The sequence below is a fragment of the Xanthomonas sp. NCPPB 2250 genome (assembly GCF_056725265.1).
In genome coordinates, this window is sequence record NZ_CM161520.1 from 248,553 (window position 1) to 266,097 (window position 17,545).

General features: G+C 70.7%; 18 protein-coding genes. 13 read left to right on the forward strand and 5 right to left on the reverse strand.

Annotation, left to right across the window (positions count from 1 at the left end; translation table 11 throughout):
• Positions 1-4: 4 nt before the first annotated feature.
• From glnA to AC1PMG_RS01090, 7 genes are all read left to right on the forward strand, one after another.
• A complete protein-coding gene (gene glnA, locus AC1PMG_RS01060; protein WP_017908900.1) occupies positions 5-1,414 on the forward strand; it encodes a type I glutamate--ammonia ligase in 1,410 nt (469 codons plus the stop codon).
• Between the two features lie 325 nt (positions 1,415-1,739).
• Positions 1,740-2,078, forward strand: coding sequence for a P-II family nitrogen regulator (locus tag AC1PMG_RS01065; RefSeq protein WP_010341076.1), 339 nt, complete (start codon positions 1,740-1,742; stop codon positions 2,076-2,078).
• 19 nt (positions 2,079-2,097) lie between these two features.
• Positions 2,098-3,543 (forward strand): ammonium transporter, encoded by a 1,446-nt coding sequence (amt, locus tag AC1PMG_RS01070; protein ID WP_481110340.1) that lies wholly within the window; start codon positions 2,098-2,100, stop codon positions 3,541-3,543.
• A 328-nt stretch (positions 3,544-3,871) separates the two neighbouring features.
• Positions 3,872-4,909, forward strand: a complete 1,038-nt coding sequence (locus AC1PMG_RS01075) for a two-component system sensor histidine kinase NtrB (protein WP_342073179.1) — start codon at positions 3,872-3,874, stop codon at positions 4,907-4,909.
• Between the two features lie 10 nt (positions 4,910-4,919).
• Positions 4,920-6,350, forward strand: coding sequence for a nitrogen regulation protein NR(I) (ntrC, locus tag AC1PMG_RS01080; protein ID WP_481110341.1), 1,431 nt, complete (start codon positions 4,920-4,922; stop codon positions 6,348-6,350).
• A 289-nt stretch (positions 6,351-6,639) separates the two neighbouring features.
• A complete protein-coding gene (locus AC1PMG_RS01085) occupies positions 6,640-7,215 on the forward strand; it encodes a superoxide dismutase family protein (protein WP_481110342.1) in 576 nt (191 codons plus the stop codon).
• Positions 7,216-7,294: 79 nt separating this feature from the next.
• Positions 7,295-7,921, forward strand: coding sequence for a superoxide dismutase family protein (locus AC1PMG_RS01090; RefSeq protein WP_017914524.1), 627 nt, complete (start codon positions 7,295-7,297; stop codon positions 7,919-7,921).
• A gap of 163 nt (positions 7,922-8,084) precedes the next feature.
• Here the strand turns inward: AC1PMG_RS01090 and AC1PMG_RS01095 are convergent, their stop codons facing one another.
• Positions 8,085-8,651, reverse strand: coding sequence for an NADAR family protein (locus AC1PMG_RS01095; protein ID WP_481110343.1), 567 nt, complete (start codon positions 8,649-8,651; stop codon positions 8,085-8,087).
• Between the two features lie 197 nt (positions 8,652-8,848).
• Positions 8,849-9,736 (reverse strand): hypothetical protein, encoded by an 888-nt coding sequence (locus tag AC1PMG_RS01100; protein ID WP_481110344.1) that lies wholly within the window; start codon positions 9,734-9,736, stop codon positions 8,849-8,851.
• Between the two features lie 106 nt (positions 9,737-9,842).
• Between AC1PMG_RS01100 and AC1PMG_RS01105 the strand changes: the two genes are divergently transcribed.
• Together AC1PMG_RS01105 and AC1PMG_RS01110 are read left to right on the forward strand one after the other, a co-directional pair.
• Positions 9,843-11,123, forward strand: a complete 1,281-nt coding sequence (locus AC1PMG_RS01105; RefSeq protein WP_481110345.1) for an acetyl-CoA C-acetyltransferase — start codon at positions 9,843-9,845, stop codon at positions 11,121-11,123.
• A gap of 168 nt (positions 11,124-11,291) precedes the next feature.
• Positions 11,292-11,861, forward strand: a complete 570-nt coding sequence (locus AC1PMG_RS01110; protein WP_481110346.1) for a hypothetical protein — start codon at positions 11,292-11,294, stop codon at positions 11,859-11,861.
• A gap of 472 nt (positions 11,862-12,333) precedes the next feature.
• On the opposite strand, the gene AC1PMG_RS01115 is transcribed toward AC1PMG_RS01110, so the two are convergent.
• The 3 genes from AC1PMG_RS01115 to AC1PMG_RS01125 all read right to left on the reverse strand — a co-directional run bounded on the left by AC1PMG_RS01115 (position 12,334) and on the right by AC1PMG_RS01125 (position 15,465).
• Positions 12,334-13,602 carry a heme biosynthesis HemY N-terminal domain-containing protein gene (locus AC1PMG_RS01115; protein WP_153751657.1) on the reverse strand — a complete coding sequence of 423 codons (1,269 nt, stop codon included), beginning with the start codon at positions 13,600-13,602 and terminating at the stop codon, positions 12,334-12,336.
• On the reverse strand, positions 13,599-14,579 hold the full coding sequence (locus tag AC1PMG_RS01120; RefSeq protein WP_019801780.1) for a uroporphyrinogen-III C-methyltransferase: 981 nt from the start codon (positions 14,577-14,579) through the stop codon (positions 13,599-13,601). Before AC1PMG_RS01120 ends, AC1PMG_RS01115 begins: the two co-directional genes overlap by 4 nt.
• 112 nt (positions 14,580-14,691) lie before the next feature.
• A complete protein-coding gene (locus AC1PMG_RS01125; protein WP_481069857.1) occupies positions 14,692-15,465 on the reverse strand; it encodes a uroporphyrinogen-III synthase in 774 nt (257 codons plus the stop codon).
• A gap of 42 nt (positions 15,466-15,507) precedes the next feature.
• Between AC1PMG_RS01125 and AC1PMG_RS01130 the strand changes: the two genes are divergently transcribed.
• The 4 genes from AC1PMG_RS01130 to secB all read left to right on the forward strand — a co-directional run bounded on the left by AC1PMG_RS01130 (position 15,508) and on the right by secB (position 17,538).
• Positions 15,508-15,978, forward strand: coding sequence for a YiiD C-terminal domain-containing protein (locus AC1PMG_RS01130; protein WP_481110347.1), 471 nt, complete (start codon positions 15,508-15,510; stop codon positions 15,976-15,978).
• A 45-nt stretch (positions 15,979-16,023) separates the two neighbouring features.
• Positions 16,024-16,443 carry a hypothetical protein gene (locus tag AC1PMG_RS01135; RefSeq protein ID WP_481110348.1) on the forward strand — a complete coding sequence of 140 codons (420 nt, stop codon included), beginning with the start codon at positions 16,024-16,026 and terminating at the stop codon, positions 16,441-16,443.
• A 53-nt stretch (positions 16,444-16,496) separates the two neighbouring features.
• Positions 16,497-16,931, forward strand: a complete 435-nt coding sequence (locus AC1PMG_RS01140) for a rhodanese-like domain-containing protein (protein WP_017907746.1) — start codon at positions 16,497-16,499, stop codon at positions 16,929-16,931.
• Between the two features lie 88 nt (positions 16,932-17,019).
• A complete protein-coding gene (gene secB / locus AC1PMG_RS01145; protein WP_017907745.1) occupies positions 17,020-17,538 on the forward strand; it encodes a protein-export chaperone SecB in 519 nt (172 codons plus the stop codon).
• Positions 17,539-17,545: the final 7 nt, after the last annotated feature.

Consider the following 17,545-nt stretch of genomic DNA (forward strand, 5'->3'; position numbering starts at 1 on the left):
TCGAATGTCTGCGGAAACTATTGAGAAGCTGGTCAAGGACAACAAGATCGAGTTCGTCGACCTGCGCTTCGTCGACATGCGCGGCGTGCAGCAGCACGTCACCTTCCCGGTCAGCATCATCGAGCCGGCGCTGTTCGAGGAAGGCAAGATGTTCGACGGCAGCTCGATCGCCGGCTGGAAGGGCATCAACGAGTCGGACATGGTCCTGCTGCCCGACGCCGACACCGCCTTCGTCGATCCGTTCATGGCCGATCCGACCCTGGTGCTGACCTGCGACATCCTCGATCCGGCCACCATGCAGAGCTATGGCCGCGACCCGCGCGGCGTGGCCAAGCGCGCCGAGGCCTACCTGAAGTCCAGCGGCATCGCCGACCAGGCGTTCTTCGGCCCGGAGCCGGAATTCTTCATCTTCGACGGCGTGCGCTTCGGCAACGAGATGGGCCACACCTTCTTCAAGATCGATTCGGAAGAGGCGGCCTGGAGCAGCGGCAGCAAGATCGAAGGCGGCAACAGCGGCTACCGTCCGGCGGTCAAGGGCGGCTACTTCCCGGTGCCGCCGACCGACTCGCTGCAGGACCTGCGCGCCGAGATGTGCAAGACCCTGGAGCAGGTCGGCATCGAAGTCGAAGTGCACCACCACGAAGTGGCCACCGCCGGCCAGTGCGAGATCGGCACCAAGTTCAACTCGCTGGTGAAGAAGGCCGACGAACTGATGATGATGAAGTACATCATCAAGAACGTCGCCTACCGCAACGGCAAGACCGCGACCTTCATGCCCAAGCCGATCGTCGGCGACAACGGCTCGGGCATGCACGTGCACCAGTCGCTGGCCAAGGGCGGCACCAACCTGTTCTCCGGCGACGGCTACGGCGGCCTGTCGCAGATGGCGCTGTGGTACATCGGCGGCATCTTCAAGCACGCCAAGGCGATCAACGCCTTCACCAACTCCGGCACCAACAGCTACAAGCGTCTGGTCCCGGGCTTCGAGGCGCCGGTGATGCTGGCCTACTCGGCGCGCAACCGTTCGGCCTCGTGCCGCATTCCGTGGGTGTCCAACCCGAAGGCGCGCCGCATCGAGATCCGCTTCCCGGATCCGCTGCAGTCCGGCTACCTGACCTTCGCCGCGCTGATGATGGCCGGCCTGGACGGCATCAAGAACCAGATCGACCCGGGCGCGCCCAGCGACAAGGACCTGTACGACCTGCCGCCGGAAGAAGAGAAGCAGATCCCGCAGGTGTGCTCCAGCCTCGACCAGGCGCTGGAAGCGCTGGACGCCGACCGCGAGTTCCTCAAGGCCGGCGGCGTGTTCACCGACGACTTCATCGACGGCTACATCGCGCTGAAGATGCAGGAAGTGACCAAGTTCCGCGCGGCCACGCACCCGCTGGAATACCAGCTGTACTACGCCAACTGAGTTCCACGCGCGGCGATGGCGAAGGCTTCCCCTCCCTCCTTCGCCATCGCCGCCACCTGCCCGGCTGGGGAGCCGCGCAGGTGGTCCGCGCCCGTCATCGCGTCATCGAGTGTCCAGGGGATGGACCGCGCAACAGAGCGCTTGCGTGCCGTGGGCCACGTTCCCTCCCACGTCGCCGTCGCCGCCGCACCTTGGGTGCGGTGGGCCACGGCGTGATCCACGGAACGCATCGCGCAGCAGCACCCGCGCCGTTCGCGGCGCGGTCGATGGGCCCAGTGCCGGTCGGCCTTCGGCGGCCGGTTCCTTCCACCAACGGGGTATGCGCATGAAACTGATCACCGCCATCATCCGGCCATTCAAGCTCGACGAGGTCCGCGAGGCCTTGTCGCAGGCTGGGGTGTCCGGCATCACCGTCACCGAGGTCAAGGGCTTCGGTCGGCAGAAGGGCCACACCGAGTTGTATCGCGGTGCCGAGTACGTCGTCGACTTCCTGCCCAAGATCAAGATCGAGACCGTGGTGACCGACGAGCGTCTGGACGCCGTGGTCGAGGCGATCCAGGGCGCGGCCGGCACCGGCAAGATCGGCGACGGCAAGATCTTCGTCACCGCCATCGAGCAGGTCGTCCGCATCCGTACCGGCGAAATCGGCGCCGATGCGCTCTAACCCCACCTTGGAGCCCTTCATGAAGACAGGTCTGTTCGCCGGGTGGAAGGCCCGGTTCTACGCGGTATGCATGCTGATGCTGGTCAGCGCGATGGCGGTCGGCATTCCCGGCAAGGCGTTCGCCCAGGCCGAAACCACCCCGGCGCCGACGCCGGACGTGGTCACCGAACAACTGACGCCGCCGCCTGCACCGGCCGCCGCGCCGGCCGCAGCCGCGGCCACGCCGGCGCCGGTGGTGGACAAGGGCGACGTCGCCTGGATGCTCACCTCCACGCTGCTGGTGCTGCTGATGGTGGTGCCCGGCCTGGCGCTGTTCTACGGCGGCATGGTCCGCGCCAAGAACGTGCTGTCGGTGCTGATCCAGGTCGGCGTGGTGTTCTCGCTGATCGCGGTGCTGTGGGTGGTGTACGGCTACAGTCTGGCGTTCGCCGACGGCGGGCCGTTCATCGGCACGCTGCACAAGGCACTGCTGGCAGGCGTCGACACCACCACGCTGGCCGACACCTTCTCCAAGGGTTTCAAGCTGCCGGAGTACGTGTTCGTCGCGTTCCAGCTGACCTTCGCCGGCATCACCGGTGCGCTGATCGTCGGCGCCTTCGCCGAGCGGGTGAAGTTCGCCGCGGTGCTGCTGTTCGTGGTCATCTGGTTCACCTTCGGCTACCTGCCGCTGGCGCACATGGTGTGGTCGGCCCCGGGCTTCCTGTTCGGCAAGGGCGCGCTGGACTTCGCCGGCGGCACCGTGGTCCACATCAACGCCGGCGTGGCCGGCCTGGTCGGTTCGTACTTCGTCGGCAAGCGCCTGGGCTTCGGCCACACCGCGCTGAAGCCGCACAACGTGACCCTGACCTTCGTCGGCGCCTCGTTGCTGTGGGTAGGCTGGTTTGGCTTCAACGCCGGCTCGGCGCTGGAAGCCAACGCCACCGCCGCACTGGCCTTCCTCAACACTCTGCTGGCCACCGCTGCGGCGGTGCTGGCCTGGTCGCTGACGGAGAAGGTGATCAAGGGCAAGTCCTCGGCGCTGGGCGTGGCCTCGGGCATGGTCGCCGGCCTGGTCGGCATCACCCCGGCCGCCGGCACCGTGGGGCCGTTCGGCGCCATCGCCATCGGCGTGGCCGCCGGCGTGATCTGCGTGTGGGGCGTGACCGGGCTGAAGAGGCTGCTCAATGCCGACGACACCCTGGACGTGTTCGGCGTGCACGGCGTCGGCGGCATCGTCGGTGCGATCCTCACCGGCGTGTTCACCGACAAGGCGCTGGGCGGCATGGGCTACGCCGAGGGCGTGACCATGGGCCACCAGGTGCTGGTGCAGGCCGAAGGCGTGCTGATCACCGTCGGCTGGATCGGCGTGGTCTCGGTGGTCGGCTTCCTGATCGCCAAGCTGGTGATCGGCCTGCGTGTGCCGGAAGACGCCGAGCGCGAGGGGCTGGACATCACCTCGCATGGCGAATCGGCCTACGAGTCCTGAGCTTCGCCGGCCCGCGACGTCGGTCGCGGGCCTTGTCGTGGTGCGTGGGTCCGGCACTGGTGGCCGGTCCACGCGATCGCGGCCTTCGCCGGCGCTTCCTGGGGGGAAGCGCCGGCCATTCTCAAAAGATCGAGGTATTCCGCGTGGCCATTCGCCTCGCCACACCCCCGGCTTTCCGCAAGATTCCTGGTTGCGTCGTGATGCAAGGCCGGGTGGCACCGCCCACTGGTTGGCAGGCGGCCGCGCGCCGCGCCATCCACAAGGGCAGGGGCTGCGCCATGCGCCGCTCGCCCGTGCCGCCCGCCTGGCTTTGCACTACATTGGTGCAATGGCCATGAATACCACGCCGCCCCCTCTTTCCGCCCTTGGCACCCCGGTGGTCTGGGCCGATACCGACGGCCGCCTGCGCGGCGCCAATCCCGCGTTCGCGCGCTGGCTCGGAGTCAGCGTGCGGCGCCTGCTCGACCAGCCGCTGGCCTCGCTGGAAGTGCAGGGGGATGCGCTCGCGCGGTTCCTGCGCAACGACGAGCGCGACGTGCTGCGCCTGCACCGTATGGCCCTGGCCGTGCCCGGCGAGCCGCCGCGCTTCGCCGAGGGCTGGCTGTCGCGGCTGGACGACGGCGGCTGGCTGCTGGAAGCGCACCCGGTCGACGAGTTCCCCACGCTGGACCCGGCGCAGGCCCTGCCGAACGCGCTCAGCGCGGCGCTCAAGGGCCTGGCCCACGAATTGCGCAATCCGCTGGCCGGGCTCAAGGGCGCCGCGCAGTTGCTGGCGCGGCGCGCCCAGCACCGCGACGAGGACGAGCGCGAACTGATCGAACTGATCGGCGCGGAGATCGAGCGCCTCAACAGCCTGCTCGACCAGTTGCTGTCGCCGGCACCGGCGCGCCCGCACGCCATGCTCAACATCCACGCGGTGCTGGAGCGGGTGCTGCGCCTGGCCGAGAACGAAGGCGGCTGGTCGGTGCGCCTGCAGCGCGACTACGACCCCAGCATTCCCGAATTCCTCGGCGATGCCGACCGCCTCACCCAGGCGGTGTGGAACCTGGTGCGCAACGCGATCCAGGCCGGCGCCGCGCAGGTCACCTTGCGCACCCGCGTCGAGCACGGCCAGCGCATCCGCGATCGCGTGCACGCGCGCGGCCTGCGCCTGGAGATCGTCGACGACGGCCGCGGCGTGCCCGAGGAACTGGCCGAGCACCTGTTCCTGCCGCTGGTCAGCGGCCGCGCCGAAGGCAGCGGCCTGGGCCTGGCGCTGGCCCAGCAGGTGGCGCGCGAGCATGCCGGCTCGCTGACCTACCGCTCCCGCCCCGGCCACACCGTGTTCACCCTGCTGCTGCCGCAGCGCGCAGCGGACACCGATTAGGAGCACTGCGATGACCGACTCCCTGCAAGGAACGCAACGTATCTGGGTGGTCGACGACGACCGTTCGGTGCGCTTCGTGCTGTCCACCGCGCTGCGCGACGCCGGCTACAGCGTCGATGGCTTCGACAGCGCCGCCGCCGCGCTGCAGGCGCTGGCGCAGCGGCCCATGCCCGACCTGCTGTTCACCGACGTGCGCATGCCCGGCGACGACGGCCTGGTACTGCTGGACAAGCTCAAGGCCGCGCACCCGCAACTGCCGGTGATCGTGATGTCCGCCTACACCGACGTGGCCAGCACCGCCGGCGCGTTCCGCGGCGGCGCCCACGAGTTCCTGTCCAAGCCGTTCGACCTGGACGACGCGGTGGCGCTGGCCGCACGCGCGCTGCCCGATGCCGGCAGCGCCATCGCCGCGGTGCCGGCGACGACGCCGGCCGGGCAAGGCAGCACCGAACTGATCGGCGACACCCCGGCGATGCGCGCGCTGTTCCGTGCCATCGGCCGGCTGGCGCAGGCGCCGCTGTCGGTGCTGATCAACGGCGAGACCGGCACCGGCAAGGAACTGGTGGCGCACGCGCTGCACACCGAGTCGCCGCGCGCGCGCAAGCCGTTCGTCGCGCTCAACACCGCGGCGATCCCGGCCGAGCTGCTGGAGAGCGAACTGTTCGGCCACGAGGCCGGCGCCTTCACCGGCGCGCAGCGCCGCCACATCGGCCGCTTCGAGCAGGCCGATGGCGGCACCCTGTTCCTGGACGAAATCGGCGACATGCCGCTGCCGCTGCAGACCCGGCTGCTGCGCGTGCTGGCCGAGAACGAGTTCTTCCGCGTCGGCGGGCGCGAACTGATCCGGGTCGACGTGCGGGTCATCGCCGCCACCCACCAGGACCTGGAAGCGCTGGTCGAACAGGGCCGCTTCCGCGCCGACCTGCTGCACCGCCTGGACGTGGTGCGGCTGCAGCTGCCGCCGCTGCGCGAGCGCCGTGCCGACGTGCCGCAACTGGCCGAGAACTTCCTGGCGATGGCCGCGCGCAAGCTCGACACCCCGCCCAAGCGGCTGGCACCGGCGGCGCTGGACGCGCTGCGCGCCTATCCGTGGCCGGGCAACGTGCGTGAGCTGGAGAACGTGTGCTGGCGCCTGGCTGCGCTGGCGCCGGCGGAGATCATCGATGCCGGCGATGTCGAGGCCGCCCTGCTGCGCGGCGGCCGCCGCGAGCGCAGCGGCGACGGCGGCGAATGGGACTCGCAGCTGTCGGCCTGGGCGCAGCAGCGCCTGTCCGACGGTGCCGAGGGCCTGCATGCGGAGGCCCGCGAACGCTTCGACAAGGCGTTGCTGGAAGTGGCGTTGCGCTTCACCCAGGGCCGCCGCGCCGAAGCCGCCGCCCGCCTGGGCGTGGGCCGCAACACCGTCACCCGCAAGCTGGGGCCTGGGCGGCGGCGGCGCTGAGGGGCGGGATTGGGCATTCGGGATTGGGGATTCGCAACAGCGAGGTCCCACGTCTGGGCGGGTGAGCCCGCCACATAGGGCGCGTGCTGCGGCATGCGTGACAGGGCATTGCGCCGAGCGACATGGCGTAACGCTTCGCGAATCCCGGCTCTCAACAGCTGCAGGCTTGTCATCCCCAATCCCCAATCCCCAATCCCCAATCCCGCCCGATTAGACTGCGCCCTGTGCGCCTTCATGGGGTCTGCACGGCCGCCCCTCTAGTTTCGCCCTGCCACAGGAGTCGATGTCGATGCGTTATGGATTGCCCCTCGCCGCGAGTGCCTTGTTGATGCTGGCCGCGTGCAGCAGCGCGCCGCCCAAGGCCCCGCCGCCGCCGCCCAAGGCGCCGCCGCTGCCCAGCGCCGGCACCGTGCAGCAGGCGCAGGCCGTGCTGGCGCCGGCCTCCGGCAGCCTGGTCAGCGGCAAGCTGTCGCTGGTCGCCGCCCCCGGTGGCGTGCGCATCACCGGCACCCTCGGTGGCCTGCAGCCCAACCACAGCTTTGCCTTCCACGTGCACGAGCGCGGCGATTGCAGCGCGGCCGATGCCAGCAGCGCTGGCGGCCACTTCAACCCGCTCGGTGCGCCGCACGGTCGTGCCGGCAGCGGCCCGCACCACGCCGGCGACATGGACAACCTCAACGCCACGGCCGACGGCACCGCGCAGATCGACGTGCTGCTGCACGGCGTGGTGCTTGGCGGCGGCGCGGCCAACGACATCGTCGGCCGCGCCCTGGTCGCGCATGCCGATCCGGACGACTACCGCAGCCAGCCGGCCGGCAACGCCGGCGCACGCGTGGCCTGCGGCGTGATCCGCCCGCTGCGCTGACCTCGCATCGCTACTTCCGCCCGGGTCCGCCTGGGAGGTCCGTCCGCATTCCGCGGCTCTGCAACGAAGGAGAACCCCCGTGCGTCGTACCCTTCCCAGTCTGCTGTTCCTGGCCACCACCCTGGCGCTGAGCGCCTGCAAGCGCGAAGAACCCGCCGCCACCCCGGCCGCGACCCCCGAACCCGCCGCGGCGCCGGCCGCGAGCGCACCGCCGGCCGCGACCAACGCCACCGGCAGCGCCAGCGCCGCGCTCAGCCCGACCCAGGGCAACGAAGTGGCCGGCGAGGTCAAGTTCACCACCGTGGACGGCGCGGTGCACGTCACCGGCACCATCACCGGACTCAAGCCCAACAGCGAGCACGGCTTCCACATCCACGAGTTCGGCGACTGCAGCGCGCCCGACGGCAGCAGCGCCGGCGGCCACTTCAACCCGGCCAAGACCGAGCACGGCCAGGTCGGCAGCGATCCGCACCACGGCGGCGACATGCCCAACCTCAAGGCCGACGCCGAGGGCAAGGCGACCATCGACGCGGCGGTGTCCAACAACGTCAACATCGGCAAGGGCGACGGCTTCGACATCCTCAACCACGCGGTGATCGTCCACGCCGACCCGGACGACTACAAGAGCCAGCCTACCGGCAACGCCGGCGGCCGCCTGGCCTGCGGCGTGATCAAGGGCGACGCGGCGGCAGCGCCGGCGCAGTAAGTGCACGCTGGATGACGTTCGCGATGGCGGCGTCCGCGTTGCGGGCGCCGCCATCTTCTGCTTCGTGGATCTGGACGTGCCTGGTCGGCGCTGATATCCGGCAAGCAGCTCGAGTCGCGCCAGGTCGCGGCTGGACACCGCAGAGCGGCGTGGTGCGTCGCGCTCAGCGAGGATGTGATTCCGCCAGTTGCCGGCGGACCCGCATCAGGACAAAGCCCAGCAGGTTCTCGCCCTGCCACGTCGTGGGGTCGGCTGCGCGCGGGTCGTTCGCCGCCAAGCCGATGCCCCAGATCCGGTCGACCGGACTCGCCTCGACCAGCACGCGATCCCCGGTCCCAAGCAGGAACGCCCTCAGCGCCGCATGCTGGCCGAACTTGCCCAGGTTGCCCTCGATGACCAACTGCATGCGCGCGTCGTGCCAGGTGGATTCATCGAAGCCCTGAATCTCCCGCCCGATCGCCTTGGCCTCCCCGGGATGCGCTGCGGCCAGGATGCGGGCGCAGGCTGCGTGATCGCCGAATAACCGCGCCTTGCCGGCCATCATGTAATGCTCGGCGGTGGGGTAGGTCGCCGAATCGAGCATGAAGGGCGCCTCGAACCATTGGCTGAAGCAACTGCGGTCGATGGCGCCGGGTTGTTTCGGCGTATGCCCCCAGAAGTGGACGAACTTGAGGTGTTCGCCCGCCTGTTGGCGTGCGCACAGCGCGTCCACGGTCAACACGTCGTGCATGAGATGTCCTCGCTACGATGGTTTGAAGCGCCTGCGTACCGCAAATTCCAGTGCTGGCAGCCGGTATCCGGACGCATGCCGCCATGCCCGGCCTGGCGCTGGACCGACATTTGAAGTGTCGAGGTAACGCGTACCCGCGGTGCAATACCCGCGCTTGATTCAGCGTGACGTACCTCTGATTGCCGTGCGAACGCCGCTCAGGCCGCCAGCAACGCCTGCTTCGCGTCCTGCCCGCTCTCGCAGTGCACGTACAGCACCGGCAGGCCGTGGGCCTCAAGCACCGCGGCCAGTTGCCGCTGGCGTGCCAGGTATTGCTCGTAGACCCGCTGCAGGCGCTCGCAGTCCTGGCGGTCGTAGGCATAGTGCGCGCACCAGCTGGCCGGATCGAACAGGGCCATGCGCACTTCGCCTCCGCGGTAGCGCAGCAGTGGCTCGGGCGGGGCCTGCAGCCATTCCTCCTGGTCCGGCGCCAGCAGTGCGGTCTCGATCAGCGGCCACAGCGGCGCCAGACCCTGGTTGTCGTACTGCATCGACATCATCGCCGCCAGGTCGTGGCCGGTCAGGTAGCGGGCGTGCTCGATCTCCGCGCCAAACCCCTGCTTCGCCAGCAACGCGGTATCGGCCTGGGCCATGCCCTGCCCCAGCAACACGTCCTCCAGCGCCTCGGCCACGACCTGCACGGTGTCGGCGGGGCCGCTGAGCAGGAACGGCACCACCCGCAATGCGCCGCCGCGCAGGCCGGCGTCGGCCTGGAACGGCAGCGGCACGCTGCCGTCGGCATCGGTGCCGAAGGCCAGCAGCCGCGGGCCGTCGTGACGGCCGGGCGCACGGGCAGCAAGTTCTTCCAGGCGCCGGTGCAGCGGCCAGCCCGGGCGCAACGCTTCGGCCGGGTCGAAATGCGCGCCGGCCAGGCTCAGTTCCAGGTCGCGCACCGCCGGCACCAGCTGCGCCAGGTCGCGGCCGACCTTTTCGGCCAGCTCGGCGGCCTGCGCGTGCGGCAGCGCCGGATGCGCCGGTTCGCGCCCGGAGGACAGTTCCAGGGCGATGACCCCGTGGGCGTGGCGAGTGGCGAAGGCTTGGGTCATGGGGATTGGCGGTTGGCCCGTCGCGGGCGCATAGCTACACTCGCTTCATTATGCCTGCGCTAACGTGCAGGCCATGTCCCCGACTCCCCTCGCGCGAGGTAATCCCATGCCAGCAGCCCGTCCCGTCGCCATTCTCGGCGGCGTCCGCATTCCGTTTTGCCGGCAGAACACGGCGTATGCGGATGTCGGGAACCTCGGCATGTCGGTGCGCACGCTGGGCGCGCTGGTCGAGCGTTACGGGCTGCACGGGCAGCACCTGGGCGAAGTGGCGATGGGCGCGGTGATCAAGCATTCCAGCGACTGGAACCTCGGCCGCGAGGCCGCGCTGTCCTCCGGGCTGTCGCCGCTGACCCCCGGCATCACCCTGCAGCGCGCCTGCGGCACCAGCCTGGACAGCATCATCACCGTCGCCAACAAGATCGCGCTGGGGCAGATCGAGTCGGGCATCGGCGGCGGTTCGGACACCACCTCCGAAGTGCCGATCGTCTACGGCAAGAAGCTGCGCGCGCGGCTGCTGGCGGCCAACCGCGCCAAGAGCACCGGCGACAAGCTGCGCGCGCTGACCCGCGGCTTCAAGTTCGCCGAACTCAAGCCCGAGTTCCCGGGCGTGGCCGAGCCGCGCACCGGCAAGAGCATGGGCGACCACTGCGAGGACATGGCCAAGCAGTGGAACATCTCGCGCGATTCGCAGGATGCCTGGGCGGTGTCCTCGCACCACAAGCTGGCCGCCGCCTACGAGCGCGGCTTCTTCGCCGACCTGATCGCGCCGTTCCGCGGCGTGGAGCGCGACAACATCCTGCGCGCGGATACCTCGCTGGAGAAGCTGGCGACGCTGAAGCCGGCGTTCGACAAGGTCAGCGGCCGCGGCACGCTGACCGCGGCCAACTCGACCCCGCTGACCGATGGCGCCGCGGCCGTGTTGCTGGCCTCGGAAGAATGGGCGCAGGCGCATGGCCACGTGCCGATGGCCTACCTGCGCGATGCGCAGGTGTCGGCGGTGGATTTCGTGCACGGCGAAGGCCTGTTGATGGCGCCGACCGTGGCCGTGCCGGAGATGCTCAAGCGCCACGGCCTGCGTCTGCAGGACTTCGACATCTACGAGATCCACGAGGCCTTTGCCGCGCAGGTGCTGTGCACGCTGCGTGCCTGGGAGAGCGAGGACTACTGCCGCACCCGGCTGGGCCTGGACGCGCCGCTGGGGCAGATCGATCCGGCCAAGATCAACCCGGTGGGCTCGTCGCTGGCCACCGGCCATCCGTTCGCCGCGACCGGCGCACGCATCGTCGCCACCGTCGCCAAGCAACTGGTCGAACGCGGCGGCGGCCGCGCGCTGATCTCGATCTGCACCGCCGGCGGCATGGGCGTGGTGGCGATCGTCGAGCGCTGACCTCCGGGCCGGCGCGTGCCGGCATCCTCACGGGACGCGCCTGCGCGCCATCCGCCGGTCCTTGCACGCTGGCGCCGCCGGCGCTTACTGCGCTGCATCCGTCGCGCTACCATGCGCGCCGATTCGCCTGCGCCACGTGGGCGACACGGCGCGCAGGGGGCGCAGGCCATGAACGAGCAGGGCAGTTTCAATCCGTACCAGGCGCCCAGCGTCGCCAGTCCGTCCAGCCTGCCGCCGCCGTTGCCGGGCGAGACGTTGTGGCGCGATGGCACGGAGTTGCTGTGCCTGCGCGATGCGCCGTTCCCGCCGCACTGCGTGAAGTGCGGGGCGGCGCTGCGCAACGACGAACTCAAGAAGCGCACCTTCTACTGGCACGCGCCGGGCTGGTACGCGCTGATCCTGGTGAGCATCCTGGTCTATGCGATCGCGGCGCTGGTCGCGCGCAAGCACAGCAGCCATATGCTCGGGATGTGCGCGGCGCATCGGCGTCGGCGCAACCGGTACATCCTGTTGATCGCCGGTGCCTTCCTGGTTGGTCCCCTGCTGGGATTCGCCGTCGGCGGCGAGAGCGGGTTCTGGCTGGGAGGTGCCGTGTTCCTGGTGATGCTGATCTGGGGCATGTTCGGCGCGCGCATCCTGGTGCCGCGGCGCATGGACGAGCGCTACGCGCGCTACAAGGGCCTGGCACCCGCGTTCCTGGCGCGCCTGCCGGCGCTGCCGCCGGCGTTGCGGCGCTGAGCGCGCGGGCGCGGGCGGTCTGCCGGCGCCCGCGGATGCTGTACGGCGACGTCGGTGCGGATGCTTGAGGCGCGGGTGGCATGGTCACGCGACGTTAGTCCTAACCCTGACGCGCTACCGGGATCTCGCCCTCGCGCGTCGGTCTCGGCGCGAGACGGCCGTGCTGCCGTGTTTGGTGACAGCCATGAGGCGCTTTCGCCACGGATCAGCGTGACGCGGCGTCGTCTGGTAAGCGTGGCTTTGGGAAGAGCCGGAAGCGTCCTGTAGGAGCGGCTTCAGCCGCGACGCGCTTCACCGGGAACGCCCGTCGCGGCTGAAGCCGCTCCTACAAGCACACCAACTGCTGTTCGATTGAGGAGAAGCAGTTTATTGGCGCTGTCTTTTCGCTGCGACGGGCATTACCGAACAGGCGCGTCGTGGCTGATCCCGAAAGAGGACCAAGAGCCGCTCCTGCCCCGCGTGCTTACCGGACTCAACCCTCCAGCCGCGGGAAGCCATGGTCGTCGCGGCGTTCCGTGCTGTCCGGCGCCGGCGCGATCGGGGTCACCGGCGCGACCGGCTCGGGCAGCGGCTGGGCGAGCTCGCCGCGCTGCACGCGCAGCGCATTGGCGTAGCAGCGCTGCGCCGCGAGCATGTCGCCGGCGTCGGCATAGCCGTCGCCGAACACTTCCCAGGCCTCGGCACCGGCACCCAGCGCCAGCGCGCGGTGCAGGAATTCCTCGGCCTGCGGCCACTGCTGCTGGCGGCTGGCCAGGCGCGCCAGGGTCAGCAACAGCGCCGGGCTGTCCGGATGCGCCTGCAGCCAGCGCTGCGCGCTGGCGCGGCGCGAATCGTACTTCTCCACCGGCAGGCGTCCGTACAGCGCGGCCAGACCTTCGTCCCAGCGCGTGTCCAGCGCCTGTTCCAGGCTGCGGAGCGCCGCATCGTCCCAGCGCAGGGCGGCCGCGCGCACCGCGTAGGCGGCGACCACCGCCGGCTCGCTGCGCAGCGATTTGGGCAGGCTCTCCCAGCGCTCGGCCAGGGCATTGGCATCGGCGGCCTGGTCCAGCGAGGCCGCGGCCAGGCGCGTTTCCAGCGTCGCGATCGCCTCCAGCGGCAACGCCTGCTGCTGGCGGATCGCACCGAGCTGTCCGTAGGCCTCGCCGGCACGACCGATGCGGGTCAGCGCCTCGGTGCGCAGCAACAGCCCGCGCGGCGGCAGCGGCTGCGCCGCGGCCACGTCCAGCGCATTGATCGCATCGACCGGACGCTGCTGCTCCAGATGCAGCTCGGCCAGCAGCAACGCATGTGCGGCGGCATCGCGTTCGGCCAGGCGCCGCAGGTGGCGCTCGGTCGCTTCGCGGTCGCCGCGCGCATCGGCCGCGCGCACTGCGGCGATCAGGGCGATGGCGCTGACCTCGGGGTCTTCGGCGGCGGCGTTGAGCTGCTTCTCGGCCCGCGTCCACTGGCCGGCGTGGGCGGCGGCCAGGCCGTCGAGCAGGCGCGCGCGTGATTGCTTGCGGCGGCGCCGGCCCCAGGCGCGGAACGGGAAACTGAGCACGTTCCACACCAGCCACAGCGCCAGGAACGCGATCACCAGCAGCAGCGAGGCCTGCGGCAGCGAGGCGATGTAGTCGGTGCCGCCGACGCGCACGATCACCTCGCCGAGCTGGCGCACCTGGTCCTGCCCCAGCCATTGCGCACCGATCACGCCCAGCGCGATGACGATCAACAGTACGATCAGGGAACGGAGGGATTTCATGACGGGCTCCTTGCGTCGCGCATCGCGCGCAACTGTTGCAGGGTGGTTCCGAGTTCGGGAATGGTCGGGCGCAGATCGGCATTGGCCAGGGTGCGCAGCGCGGCGCGGCGTTCGCGCAGCTGCGGCGACTCCGGCCACAGCCGCGACAGCCAGCGCCCGGCGCCGGCCAGGGCGCTGCGATAGCCACGCGTGTCACCGCGTTCCAGCGCCGCGCGCGCCAGGGTCAGGTCGAGCTGCAGCGCGTCGTGGGCGGAGACCCGCTCGGAGCTGGCGACCAACACACCGCCCTGCGAGGGCCGGATCTTCACCAGTGGCGCCAGCAGGCGTTGCCACAGCGGCTGTTGCGCGTTCTCCGGCAATTGCGTCGGCAGGGTGGCGAGGCTGGCGGCAAAGGCATCCAGTTGCGCCGCTAGGCGTGCCTGCGGTCCGTCGCCCAGCGCGTCCAGCGCAGTGCGTTCCTGCAGCAGCGCCTGGCGCAGGTTGAGGAATTGTGGATCGTCGATGCCGTCCAGCACGCCGCTGGCCAGCGCGTAGGCACGCCGCGCGCCGGCCGCATCGCCGGCCAGCAGCAGCCGCTGCTGGCCCTGGTTGAGCAGCAGTTCGACCTCGTCCAGACGCAACGCCTGCGCGCCGTGACGGTTGGAATCGGCGAGCTTGGCGACATTGGCCTCCAGCAGCGCGCTGCGCTGGCTCAGGCCGAGCATTTCGTCGCGCAGCACGCGGTTGGTGCTGGCCGCGTCCTGCAGCCGCTGCGCGGTGGCGCGCTGGTCGCGGCGCAGGCTGTCCTGCGCCTGCTGCAAGGCCTGCAGTTGCTGCTGCAGGTCCGACTGCTGGGCCAGTTCGCGCGCGCTGCGCGCCTGCCACCAGTCCCAGCCACGCCAGCCGGCGAACGCCAGCGCGGCCAGCGTGGCGAGCACCAGCAGCAACCAGATCCAGCGTGTGGAACGGCGAGGCGTGATCGGGATTTCGTCGGTCATCGGCAGCGTCCTGAGGGCCGTCGCCCGTCGCGAGCAAGGCGGCGGTCGGCGCGGCACCGCCGGAGCATGGCGTGAGCGGCACTGCGGCCGCAAGCCGGGCGGCGGTCCGCGTTCAGCGAGGTGGCGAGCGCGTTACGATCGCGGCCGCTGCGGCGACCAACTGCTGCGGCATCGGCCCGGCCGCCTGCGCGACGTCGACGAACCCCAGGTCCGCGGCAAGGGTGGCTAGGCGCGCGCTGGCTGCGACTACCGGCCGCGCGCGCCAAGCCCGGGCCAACTCCTCCGGCAACTGCGCCAGCAGCTGTTGCAGCGCCTCGCCGCTGCTCAGCGCCAGCACGCCGGGCGGCGCCGCACGCAGGCGGGCCAGGTCGGCCGCGCGCAGTCGTACCGGTTCGCGCACGTACACGTCGGCGCGCAGCAGCGGGGTGCCGCGCGCCTGCAGGTGCGCGGCGATCAGGCCCCGGCCGCCGGGGGCGGTGATCAGTCCCACCGGCAGGTCGTGCGCGGCCAGTTCCGGCAGTGCCAGCAGACCGTCGCTGTCCATCCGCGCCGGCGTCGCCACTTCGGCGATGCCGTGCTGGCGCAAGGCGCGCGCCGTGCCTGCGCCCACCGCCAGCCAGCGCTGGCCGGGCTGTGCCGCCAGCGGCTGCAGCGCCGCGGCGGCGCGCACCGCCGCCGGGCTGCTGACGATGACCCGCGGCGCGTCCAGCGCCGCGGCCAGGGCCGCGCGGGTGGCGGGATCGGCGCGCGGCCGCAGCCGCCACGGCGATACCGCCAGCACCCGTGCGCCGCAGCGCGCCGCGGCCCGCCGCAGCGGCGCGTGCTCGCCCTGCGGGCGCAGCGAGATCAGGGTCCAGGCCGGGGCGGCGGTTGCATGCGCGCTCATGCCAGGCATTATGCGAGCCCCCACCGGCAGCACAATCGCATCATGGCAGCGGATCTTTCCTTCGAGGCGTTCCTGCAGCAATTACAGCGGCAGTTCCAGGCCATGCCGCCGGTGGCGGCGCTGCAGGTCGCCGTGCACGAGTATGCCGAGCAGCGCCTGCAGCTGGTCGCACCGCTGGCGGCCAACATCAACGACAAGGGCAACGCCTTCGGCGGCAGCCTGGGCTCGGTGATGACCCTGGCCGGCTGGGGACTGGTCAACTGCGAACTGCACCGCGCCGGCCTGCAGGCCGACGTCTACGTCGCCGACAGCCAGGTGCGCTACCTGGCGCCGCTGTACGCCGATCTGCACGCCCAGGCCAATGCCGATGCGGAGGCCGACTGGGGGGTGTTCGTGAATACCTTCCGCCAGCGCGGCCGCGCCCGCATCGGCATCCAGGCCCAGATCGGCGCGCCCGGCGCGGCGGCGGCGGCGACCTTGAGCGGTCGCTTCGTGGCCCTCGCCAAGGGGTAGGATGCGCGGATCGCGCGCCCCGCGCGCCGCCACCTGGACGCCGCCATGCCCCCGATGTTCCGCGCGCTCGCGCTGCTGTTGCTGCTGGGCTGGACCGGCGCGGCCGTGGCCGGCAGCCGCGCGCAACAGCGCAAGCTCGACGATCTGCAGACCGCCTACGCCGCGGCGGTCCGCTGGAGCGAGTTCGAGACCGCCTGGCAGGTGGTCGACCCGGCCTACCGCCAGGCGCATCCGCTGACCGACCTGCAACTGGAGCGCTACCGGCAGATCCAGGTCTCCTCCTACAAGGTCGGCGGCGGCGCGGTCGGCGACGGCGAGGCGCTGCGCGAGATCGAACTGGGCGTGATCAACCGCAATACCCAGGCCGAGCGCATCGTCCGCTACCGCGAGCGTTGGCGCTGGGACCCTGAGGCCAAGACCTGGTGGCTGCAGGACGGCCTGCCGGACCTGTGGAACGGCCAGTAGCGCGGTCGCCGAGCTGTGCGACAATCGGCGCCCGCTTCCAGCCCCCGAGTCCCGTGAACTTCGAAGAACTGCTGGCCTTCGCCGGCCGCAACCCGATGCTGGCCCTGGCCCTGGTGGGCCTGACCATCGCCCTGATCGTCACCGAAGTGGCGCGCCTGTTCCGTGGCTACAAGAGCCTGCGCCCGGCCGAGCTGACCCGCCTGATCAACGCCGGCAATGCGGTGGTGGTCGACCTGTCGGCCTCGGCCGATTTCGAGAAGGGGCACATCGCCGGCAGCCGCAATGCCACCGCCAGCCAGTTCGGCCCCGAGCACAAGCTGGTGGCCAACGCCAAGGCGCAGCCGGTGGTGCTGGTCTGCCGCACCGGCACCACCGCCGACGGCGCCGCCAAGCAGTTGAAGAAGGCCGGCTTCGAGCAGGTCTACGTGCTGGAGGGCGGCATCGCCGCCTGGCAGCAGGCCGAGCTGCCGCTGGTCAAGGGCCGCTGAGACACCGCGTCCGGCCCGACCTCGAGGGTCGCGGCCGGCGTGTGATAATCCCGTTTCTTTCTGTTACCGAATCCACCGGAGTCAAGCAATGTCCGACCTCACCAACAACGGCGCCGCGGCGCCGGCCGACGCCGCGGCCGGTCCCGCTTTCACCATCGAGAAGATCTACGTCAAGGACGTGTCCTTCGAGTCCCCCAACGCGCCGTCGGTGTTCAACGACAACGCGCAGCCGGAACTGCAGCTCAACCTCAACCAGCGCGTGCAGCAGCTGAACGAGCAGGCCTTCGAAGTCGTGCTGGCCGTGACCCTGACCTGCACCGCCGGCGGCAAGACCGCCTACGTGGCCGAAGTGCAGCAGGCCGGTGTGTTCGGCCTGGTCGGCCTGGACCCGCAGGCGGTGGACGTGCTGCTCGGTACCCAGTGCCCGAGCATCCTGTTCCCGTACGTGCGCTCGCTGGTCAGCGACCTGATCCAGGCCGGCGGCTTCCCGCCGTTCTTCCTGCAGCCGATCAACTTCGAGGCCCTGTACGCCGAGACCCTGCGCCAGCGCGCGCAGCAGGGCGAGGGCCAGTCGCTGGCCGATTCGGAGCCGGCCGGCAACGCCTGAGCGCGTT

What these genes read in the sequence shown, in the direction of transcription:
- glnA (WP_017908900.1), top strand. Translation starts at nt 5, where the DNA reads ATGTCTGCGGAAACTATTGAGAAGCTGGTCAAGGACAACAAGATCGAG.
- AC1PMG_RS01065 (WP_010341076.1), top strand. Translation starts at nt 1,740, where the DNA reads ATGAAACTGATCACCGCCATCATCCGGCCATTCAAGCTCGACGAGGTC.
- amt (WP_481110340.1), top strand. Translation starts at nt 2,098, where the DNA reads ATGAAGACAGGTCTGTTCGCCGGGTGGAAGGCCCGGTTCTACGCGGTA.
- AC1PMG_RS01075 (WP_342073179.1), top strand. Translation starts at nt 3,872, where the DNA reads ATGGCCATGAATACCACGCCGCCCCCTCTTTCCGCCCTTGGCACCCCG.
- ntrC (WP_481110341.1), top strand. Translation starts at nt 4,920, where the DNA reads ATGACCGACTCCCTGCAAGGAACGCAACGTATCTGGGTGGTCGACGAC.
- AC1PMG_RS01085 (WP_481110342.1), top strand. Translation starts at nt 6,640, where the DNA reads ATGCGTTATGGATTGCCCCTCGCCGCGAGTGCCTTGTTGATGCTGGCC.
- AC1PMG_RS01095 (WP_481110343.1), bottom strand. Translation starts at nt 8,651, where the DNA reads ATGCACGACGTGTTGACCGTGGACGCGCTGTGCGCACGCCAACAGGCG.
- AC1PMG_RS01100 (WP_481110344.1), bottom strand. Translation starts at nt 9,736, where the DNA reads ATGACCCAAGCCTTCGCCACTCGCCACGCCCACGGGGTCATCGCCCTG.
- AC1PMG_RS01105 (WP_481110345.1), top strand. Translation starts at nt 9,843, where the DNA reads ATGCCAGCAGCCCGTCCCGTCGCCATTCTCGGCGGCGTCCGCATTCCG.
- AC1PMG_RS01110 (WP_481110346.1), top strand. Translation starts at nt 11,292, where the DNA reads ATGAACGAGCAGGGCAGTTTCAATCCGTACCAGGCGCCCAGCGTCGCC.
- AC1PMG_RS01115 (WP_153751657.1), bottom strand. Translation starts at nt 13,602, where the DNA reads ATGAAATCCCTCCGTTCCCTGATCGTACTGTTGATCGTCATCGCGCTG.
- AC1PMG_RS01120 (WP_019801780.1), bottom strand. Translation starts at nt 14,579, where the DNA reads ATGACCGACGAAATCCCGATCACGCCTCGCCGTTCCACACGCTGGATC.
- AC1PMG_RS01125 (WP_481069857.1), bottom strand. Translation starts at nt 15,465, where the DNA reads ATGAGCGCGCATGCAACCGCCGCCCCGGCCTGGACCCTGATCTCGCTG.
- AC1PMG_RS01130 (WP_481110347.1), top strand. Translation starts at nt 15,508, where the DNA reads ATGGCAGCGGATCTTTCCTTCGAGGCGTTCCTGCAGCAATTACAGCGG.
- AC1PMG_RS01135 (WP_481110348.1), top strand. Translation starts at nt 16,024, where the DNA reads ATGCCCCCGATGTTCCGCGCGCTCGCGCTGCTGTTGCTGCTGGGCTGG.
- secB (WP_017907745.1), top strand. Translation starts at nt 17,020, where the DNA reads ATGTCCGACCTCACCAACAACGGCGCCGCGGCGCCGGCCGACGCCGCG.